Annotated in this window: 7 protein-coding genes; 5 read left to right on the top strand and 2 right to left on the bottom strand. The window is 39.4% G+C overall.

The window, feature by feature from the left end:
• Positions 1-525: 525 nt before the first annotated feature.
• The gene (locus FIB07_17980; GenBank protein NJD54734.1) at positions 526-969 is read left to right on the top strand and encodes a hypothetical protein; all 444 of its coding nucleotides are present in this window, start codon (positions 526-528) and stop codon (positions 967-969) included.
• A 36-nt stretch (positions 970-1005) separates the two neighbouring features.
• Here the strand turns inward: FIB07_17980 and FIB07_17975 are convergent, their stop codons facing one another.
• Positions 1006-1449 carry a hypothetical protein gene (locus FIB07_17975; protein NJD54733.1) on the bottom strand — a complete coding sequence of 148 codons (444 nt, stop codon included), beginning with the start codon at positions 1447-1449 and terminating at the stop codon, positions 1006-1008.
• 176 nt (positions 1450-1625) lie between these two features.
• Positions 1626-2264 (bottom strand): hypothetical protein, encoded by a 639-nt coding sequence (locus tag FIB07_17970; GenBank protein NJD54732.1) that lies wholly within the window; start codon positions 2262-2264, stop codon positions 1626-1628.
• 1183 nt (positions 2265-3447) lie between these two features.
• Here FIB07_17970 and FIB07_17965 point away from each other — a divergent pair.
• The 4 genes from FIB07_17965 (at position 3448) to FIB07_17950 (ending at position 7857) form a co-directional block, all read left to right on the top strand.
• A complete protein-coding gene (locus FIB07_17965) occupies positions 3448-4272 on the top strand; it encodes a hypothetical protein (GenBank protein NJD54731.1) in 825 nt (274 codons plus the stop codon).
• A gap of 288 nt (positions 4273-4560) precedes the next feature.
• Positions 4561-4770 (top strand): AbrB/MazE/SpoVT family DNA-binding domain-containing protein, encoded by a 210-nt coding sequence (locus FIB07_17960; protein ID NJD54730.1) that lies wholly within the window; start codon positions 4561-4563, stop codon positions 4768-4770.
• Positions 4760-5146: a hypothetical protein gene (locus FIB07_17955; GenBank protein ID NJD54729.1), complete on the top strand. Its 387-nt coding sequence runs from the start codon at positions 4760-4762 to the stop codon at positions 5144-5146. The genes FIB07_17960 and FIB07_17955 overlap by 11 nt, the downstream gene beginning before the upstream one ends.
• Before the next feature lie 14 nt (positions 5147-5160).
• Positions 5161-7857 (top strand): hypothetical protein, encoded by a 2697-nt coding sequence (locus FIB07_17950; protein NJD54728.1) that lies wholly within the window; start codon positions 5161-5163, stop codon positions 7855-7857.
• The last annotated feature ends 134 nt before the right edge of the window (positions 7858-7991 follow it).

Raw genomic sequence — 7991 nt, 5'->3', positions numbered from 1 at the left:
ATACATTGTTTTTATCCTATTTATAGCTATGTATAAACTGAATATATGTTATAAAATATAAGTTAAATTAAAAATACCATTATTAGTTAGTTACCGTAGCTAACCAATGATTTTTTGGATTTTCTCTTCTTTTTTGCCTCACAAACCACTACCTAGAGCCATGAAAACCGTCATAAAGGCTTATACAAGCCTTGAAAAAACGCCATTATTTCATATAATTTGACTCAACCCTGACCGGTCATGTTAAGAATGGCATCACGACTTGCAGCGCTTCTTATTTTAACTAAGCATCCCAGAAGCGTTCCGAGTCCTGATGCGAGTTTAATACTCCTAGGAGACCCTTAGTGAAATTTAAAATAAAATTTCACTTTCACATCATCTCAATTCTATAAAAAGGTTCTTTAAGGGTTTATTTTAAGAAATCAAGAAAGGATAATGGATATTCTGAGTGGTCATTAAATAGACCTATGGACACTTGTAGAGTTGTAGGGAATTCAGTAAGGGTTCCCAGAAAAGGTGAAATATATGAGTAAACAAGCATACATAATCAAATTAACCAGAACTTCAGATGGGTTCCAGGCAATTGCTAACGGAAAAGTACTCGATTTCAAGAAGATTGAACAGATCGTATCCACTCTCCATGATGAGTTGATTGAACTACCTGTGAGCAATCAAAGCCAGACCGCTAATATGACCGAACGAAGGTTAGCCGTATTCCAGAATGATGCCCTCAAAGGAACTTCAGGTTACAAGGGTAGCTCCAAATTGTCAAAAGAGTGGGGCGTAAGTGTTGGAACTATCATCTATGATAGAAAACAAAATGAGCTGCATCCTCCCATAGAATCGGTAACAGAAACACAAGAACCGGTAGTACCTGAAGAGCCAGTAATTGAACCCTCACCAGAACCTGAATCAGAGCCTGAGAAGAAATCAAAGAAAAATGGCAAAGGTAAGAAGGGCAAAAAGTAGCCCTTCGATCCTTTTTAAGGAGGTACGTACGTTTTCTTAAGAAACTATGGATTCTATTTGTGAATCTTTTTTGCCAAACATGGCCTTCCTCTTTACGGGTACTACAGGATGCTCGTCTGGCCGGTACTCATCCCTTTTCGGTGCATGAAATTTTTCAGCGTTTTGATGATCAGTGTGTTTTTTTGGAGCATCGACTCCTATACGTGTTCTCCAAGTTAATCCATATCCCTCATTAGTATCTTCCGGGAACAGGGGTTTCTTTTTCTCCGGCATTTCCACATTTTCCGGAGCAGGTAAGAGGTTTTTCTTATTGTCCTTCTCTTTCTTCTTTTTTTGCTGATCTTCAGCGAATTGTTTCACTATTTCATCCGTCTTTGGATCTCCTACCTTACCGAGGTACGTTGCTTGAATTTTTCCATTCACTCGGGACATATCGTATACATAGTCCTGATTTCCACGTTTCTTGATTTCAATACTCATGGTGTAGATCACCTACTATCTTAAGTATTTTAGGCCTTAATAAAGTCTGCCCAACGGCATCAGTAGCCGGATTTTTGATCCTGTTAAATGCCTTTTTGGGTAGATCCTTAAAAGCATTTCAAATAGGCCACAAAAGGCCATAGTTGCATTAGAATAGAGGTTCTTTGGTTAACTACTTAATCAAAATAACTTTCACCAAATTTAGCTTCAAGCCTGCGGGTGAAATCCTGTATGACCAGCATATTCTCAATGGGATGCTCATTAAGCCAGGCTAGAACTTTTTTATTGACGCGCCTGAGTTTCTCGAAATCCCTTAGGAGATGGGAATGAGGAGTACTGTGAAGAGACTCAGGGACATAAATACCAATCTCCTTCAAAAAATGGTGGAAATGGGAATTTTTGAAGGTAGCGTTAATTGACTCAGACCCGTAACTCCGGCGCTTTGAACGATGTCTATCATCCCTCTTTCTCTTGACTTCAGGATGAGCTTTAGCACATTTTCGACTTCTCGCTTGATGCTCCTTAGGATGAGCTTTGGCATATCTTCTACTTCGCGCCCGACGTTCCTTAGGGTGAGTTTTGTCATATCTCCGGCGACTCTCCACTTTCCTCTTAGCTACTTCTTGATTCCTCACAGGGGAGGCATTTTTCTTCTCTTCCTTCTTTTTGCGCTGTTCTTCGATCAATACTTTCGCCTTAGCCTCTGCTTCAGGATCTCCGACTCTTCCAAAATATGTCGATTTAAGCTTACCATCAATCTTTGAAAAATCATATAAATACTGGTGGTTTCCTCTTCGCTTACGTTGGATTGTCATTTTATCGTCCTCTCGTGCTTGATTACATTATCGCATCAATTCTATTTAAACCGAACGCCGTGGGTACTTCCATGCTAAAACGAGTTGGAGCGACCAATTTATACCCGAAATGATGTATATCACTATGGAGAAAAAAGTGTCCCGATGTAAAGTGTGCGGTAAAGATTTGACCTTCGATAGATATTACAATCAACTCCTCTGTAATCAACACGGTAGGGAGGCTCATAATAACTATCAAAAAGAGAGAAAATATTGGCGGGATACTACAAGTTGGCGGGAGAGGGTAAGAAAATATGATAAAGTGCACCCTGAAAAATACGCCGCAAGATTAGAGAAAGCCAAAGATAAGAGCATTTAGAAATTTCTTTTTTAGCATACCCGAATTATTCTACCGGTGAAAAAATAATATAAAATATTTAACAAGCCCGCTCCGAGGAAGTCAGGCAGTTCCGCTTCAAGTCAGGCACCATCAACCTAAAGCTCTGGTTTTGGATTGGTATCAAAATCTAAGAGCTTGAAGCCTTTTAGAACTTGTAGAATGAACTCAAAGCCCTTAGCCTATGGTAGTTTCAAAGGCCACTCATGCTATATCAAGGCCTTATGGATTATGGCTTATGGGCTTATATTGATACCTGAGGGATAGGCAATAAGGAGCCCGGGATACTCCTCTAAAATGAGGGGGCAATAGCATTTCAAGGGGTGTGGTGGGCAAAAAGGGGTTGGTAAAAGGAACATAAAGGCGTAGTGTAACCTCGATTGTGAGTGGTTTTAATTTTTCCGCTATGAATTGGCTTCATTTCTTTAATCCCTGTACTATTTCCCGTAACATCATATAGCATTGGTTGTCTTAGGTCATACTTACATCGCAGCCTAAGCTTCCTTATTTCTTCCTTTTTGCAGTCTAATTTCAATAAAGCTATTAGGTACATCAGACATATCAGACATATTAATCATACTATAGCATTTAGACGGTAAAGACTATATAGTATCCTTTTGTATATAGGTATGTAGGTGATAACATCACTCAAAAAAGTAAAAAAGCTGAAAGAAAAATTGTTAACTTGAAAGGAATTGATGAAAACCTCTACACCGAGGTTAAGGTGTACTGCTTACGGCAGAAAAAAACAGTGACCGCATTTATAATTGAGGCCATTGAAGAAAAAGCTAAGAAAGAAGGAATATCATGAACAATGAAATAGAAAGTAAAGAAGAGATGAACAGCAAACCTGTAGCCCCCTCAACCACGAACGGGCTACAGGCAATTGAGAACAAACTGTCGACCAGTTCAATTCCAGTAGTTGATACGCAACCTGAGAATATAAATGTTGTCCAGGAATCCGAACCGGTAGAGTGCAAAGCGACATCAGAAATACAACAAACTGCACAAATAACGCAGCAGGAACAAAGCGAAATGCCCAAAACTGGCGAATTTGTACAGACACCTAGTGAAGCAATACAGCAACCTGAAGCGATAAAGGACGAAACCATAATGGTGGCTGGGCTGCCTGCACCAGTGACACCTGAGGTTGTTCTCGAGCATGTAGCAGAAACTCCCCAGCAGGAAGTTAACGAGATAGCAGAAACATCGCAGCAAGTAACACAAGAACTTGAATCGATAAAACCAGAAATAACGAAGTGTGAAATAACAACAACACTTGTGATCACAACACCCAAAACCGCTCCAACAAAGGTTAAGAAACAGGTGGTAGAGACAGTATTACAGCGGGCAAAAGTCCCTGCATCAAGCACGTTTAAAACCTGGCCATCTCGAAGTTTTGACCTGCCAGGGGGCAAACCAAGCACGGTGTATCATGAAAATGGAACAACTATCGTTACTGCGACAGGATACCATGAAGCTCCAGGTTTCAAGTCTGAGGATATTGATAAGCTGAGAAATGAGCCAGCAGAGGACATCAATAAAATGGTTAAAGAATCTTTCAGATGTCAACTCGGATTTATAAAGGCATATCTCCAAAATCTAAGAGAGCATCCAGAACTTCCCTGGTAAAGTAAGGGTAATCCCTTACTTATTTTTTCAAAAAGGTATGCAGCAAACTGGAGAATTTACTAAATATTATGAGACTTCCACTTGCTAACAAAGACGCTGAAATATACGCTAACAATTTAGATGCCAACAATGATAGTAAATCCTGCGAAAATACTGATTGTAATGAGACCATGAATGAATCAAAATCAGAATGTATAGGGTCATTGCACTAAATTATAAGTGAGGCACTATAATTAATTGAGTATATATATTGGATACATTATTACAGTGTAATAGAGGTTTTTAAAAATGAAACGTAAAATACAACACCAAGGATCGAGCCTCTCAGCGGTTATCCCGGCTGAGTTCGTGAAGGATCTAAAAATAAAAGTCGGTGATATATTCGACTTCAGTATTGATAAAGGAAGAATAATTATGACACCTGTACCCTCTCCTGCAAAAGATCGGTCACAGGGGTCTAAACACATCCCAAAAGGAATGATAGACAATGACACATAAGCAGTTTGAGAATAAAAACGTTTCGCCACCCCGCCCCAGATTTTGTGAGTTAATTGAAAGACTCAGAGAATTTGCGGCTATACAGATAAGCGACGCAGTACAGAAGCAAGAAGTATTGAGTAAAGTACAAAGTATAATCCAAGAGACCCCTTCGTTGAAAGTTAGAACCGGCCTGGCTCTATCTCTTATATTAGCAAGATCCAAGAAATTCCGAGATGGAACGGGACTTGAGGAAGAAGTAATTGTCGACAGGGTCTGTGTATTAACAATGATGGAAAGAGAGGATGCGGAAATAATGGTTCCGTATATACTCTATAACTTGCCTGGAGCAACAAGTACTACCGTTCCGGTGTTTGATGTTTGGAAGGAACCTTAGGAGGTCTAATCATCATGAGCAAAAATCAAAATGTAGAAGGCTCATTATCCGATGAGCCCCCTGTTAATACAGATATTGATTCGAAAGATAATAAAGGTTCTTCCACAGCGGATAATAGTCTTTCTTCTAAGGAGACCAGCGCTGAAGAGAAACCCGGAAGACCTACAGTGGATGATCTTAAAAAGTTTGTTCTTCAATATCACGGATTTGAACCCACAGATATTCCAGACTATATTTATAAACAAGCTACGGCGGGATATGAAGTAAAGGTCAGTAAAAGGACGATGGCCCGTATAGCCATTAATCTGATTAAGGCTGCTGAGAAAGAGGCAAAAAAGAGGGAAAAGAAGTCGGGGAAAACAGAGGAAATGGGAAGAGAAAAAAGTTATAAATATCCTCCACTGGATAACGAGCGAGTTTTTGATATAGAGGATCAGAAAAACTGGTTGGATAAGCTTTGGTCAATAAACAAAGAAGCTCTTCTAGTCAAGGCATTAGATGGAGAGGTGCCAGAAGATGGTGATCCAGAGCTTTATAGATGGACTCGGTATCAGGTCATTTGGGATAGAATTACTCAGCCGATATGGACACGCGGAATATTGAAGAATGAACTGATGTTAGATCCAGATGTCAAGGACTGGGATATTCTTAAGATTGAATTGGATGTGGTTAAGGCATTTTGCGAAAAAGAAGATATACCCCTTCAGCTTGCATATAGTGGAGGAAATGGCATACACGGGCACATATTCTTTCACTTCGATATACCTGCAGAATTGAAAGCAGATATAAAGACCTACGATGTAGATATCTACCAATATCTCCGAAAAACTCTGGTGGACATACTATTCGAAGAGAGCGGGGCAGATAGAAATGCTCTGTGCATAGACACCAAGAAGATCAACTTCAGTGCGGATAAAAAAGGATCTCAAGTTAGAGATTATGGTACCCTGAGAGAAAACGGCAATTGTAAGACATTAATATCAGAGATCCCAGACAAGAAGCCCGGTATCAAAGAGCTCCCACTAGTATTCCCAGAAGAAATTAAACTCTGGACAGTTCCAGAAAAATATTATCCCAGGATAATAGAAGAATTAACTACTGCTATAGATGTGGCCAAGGAATATCGAAATTTCAACGTGAGTGGCTTTACTCTTTCTGGTTGTGAATTAGAGAAAGACTTCATCTGTGTAAAGAAGTTATTGAGGATTGGAGCTAGTAAAGGAAGTCGCTACTATGGTGCTCTTAGTATGGCTCTATTGGGAAAGAAATGTAACTACCCTTACGATAAGATCAAGGAAATGTCTCAGAAGTTCTTAGAAGATTGTGGAATAAAGGGGTCAGAACTTAACCAGAGAATGTCAGGTATAGAACGAGGATACAAAGATTCTACTCTCAACTTCTCCTGTAGATCAATGAAAGAAATATTTGGGGAGGATATCTGCTCATTTATGGACTGCAAGATGAGCGAGAAGGTTCGAACAGCGAAGAAATCTAAAGAAGAGATACCAAAAGAGATAAAAAACAAAGCAGAGGATATACTAAAAAATGGTAATCCGATCGAGTATGTGATGAGTGTATATAACAAATTACACATGGGGGACGAAGTCACAGGAAAGGTTATTTTGGCAGCTATAGGGAGTCAGTGTGTTTTGAATTCATCCGGGATTCAACCAAAACTCTCAGGCACAAGCGGAAAGGGGAAATCACATGCAGTATCGTCGATGCTTCATTTAATGCCGCCTGAGTACGTGATAGAGACTAGTTTATCAGATAAAGTGGCATATTATCTCTCTCTTAAACCCGGTACTATCATATACAGTGATGATGTCGAGGTCAGTGAGAATCTCCAAGGAACTATCAAAAGGGCAACTACAAAATTCCAGGATAAGACCAAACACACAGTAGTCATCAAGAAGAACGGAGAACTTGTTCCGGTTACCATGAATATACCTGAGAGAATAATCTGGCTTTTTACCTCGGTAAATGATAATGGAGGAATGGAGTATCTCAACAGGCAATTCAACTTGAGTGTCGATGAGTCCGTGGATAATGATTTTCTCGTGATGAAACACATATTGGCTAAGGTCAAAGACGGAAGTCCAGACTTTCCTCTTACGGAAGAGGTTCAGATTTGCCGGGCGATATTTGCAGATCTTAAAAAACAGTTGTTCACGGTGAGAATTCCGTATGCGGAGGATATCAAATGGGCGAATCCGGAAAATAGGCGTAATCTCAGTCAGTTTTTGGATTTTGTCATGGCGTTTGCAATATTCCACTACAAGAACAGAAAACAAATAGGGGCAAGAATAATCGAAGCTAGTGAGGAAGACTTTTATTCTGCAGTTCGATTGTATAGTCCTAGAGCGAATAATCAAAAAACAAAGCTCAACGACCGGGAGATTCAACTTCTGTTGCAGATGACTAAGGATACTCCGTACACCATTCCCGAACTTCAGGAAACTCTCAAAATGTCTTACCAAACTGTATATCATCTCTTTCACGGGCGAGATAAAAAAAGTGGGTTGCTGGAGAAAGTTCCAGAACTAGAATATCACCCAGAAACAGAGTATGAAAAGGATATAGAAGGAGTCACGACTAAGACAAAACCAAAAAATGTATACATCCTTACTCGAAGCTACAATGAGATGTTCAATCTAAACGTGGTGGCTCTACTTGTCCATCAGAAAACAGAGGATATTAAACATACTTAATATCCTCTTCTCTCCACTTTTTCTTTGTATTTTAACTACGGTAACTAACTAATAATGGTATTTTTAATTTAACTTATATTTTATAACATATATTCAGTTTATACATAGCTATAAATAGGATAAAAACAATGTAT

Origin of the sequence: Candidatus Methanoperedens sp. (genome assembly GCA_012026795.1) — an archaeon.
Taxonomy (GTDB): domain Archaea; phylum Halobacteriota; class Methanosarcinia; order Methanosarcinales; family Methanoperedenaceae; genus Methanoperedens.
This window is presented reverse-complemented; position numbering and strand designations above follow the sequence as displayed.

Coding starts and splice junctions, on each gene's coding strand:
- FIB07_17980 (NJD54734.1), top strand. CDS start 526: ATGAGTAAACAAGCATACATAATCAAATTAACCAGAACTTCAGATGGG.
- FIB07_17975 (NJD54733.1), bottom strand. CDS start 1,449: ATGAGTATTGAAATCAAGAAACGTGGAAATCAGGACTATGTATACGAT.
- FIB07_17970 (NJD54732.1), bottom strand. CDS start 2,264: ATGACAATCCAACGTAAGCGAAGAGGAAACCACCAGTATTTATATGAT.
- FIB07_17965 (NJD54731.1), top strand. CDS start 3,448: ATGAACAATGAAATAGAAAGTAAAGAAGAGATGAACAGCAAACCTGTA.
- FIB07_17960 (NJD54730.1), top strand. CDS start 4,561: ATGAAACGTAAAATACAACACCAAGGATCGAGCCTCTCAGCGGTTATC.
- FIB07_17955 (NJD54729.1), top strand. CDS start 4,760: ATGACACATAAGCAGTTTGAGAATAAAAACGTTTCGCCACCCCGCCCC.
- FIB07_17950 (NJD54728.1), top strand. CDS start 5,161: ATGAGCAAAAATCAAAATGTAGAAGGCTCATTATCCGATGAGCCCCCT.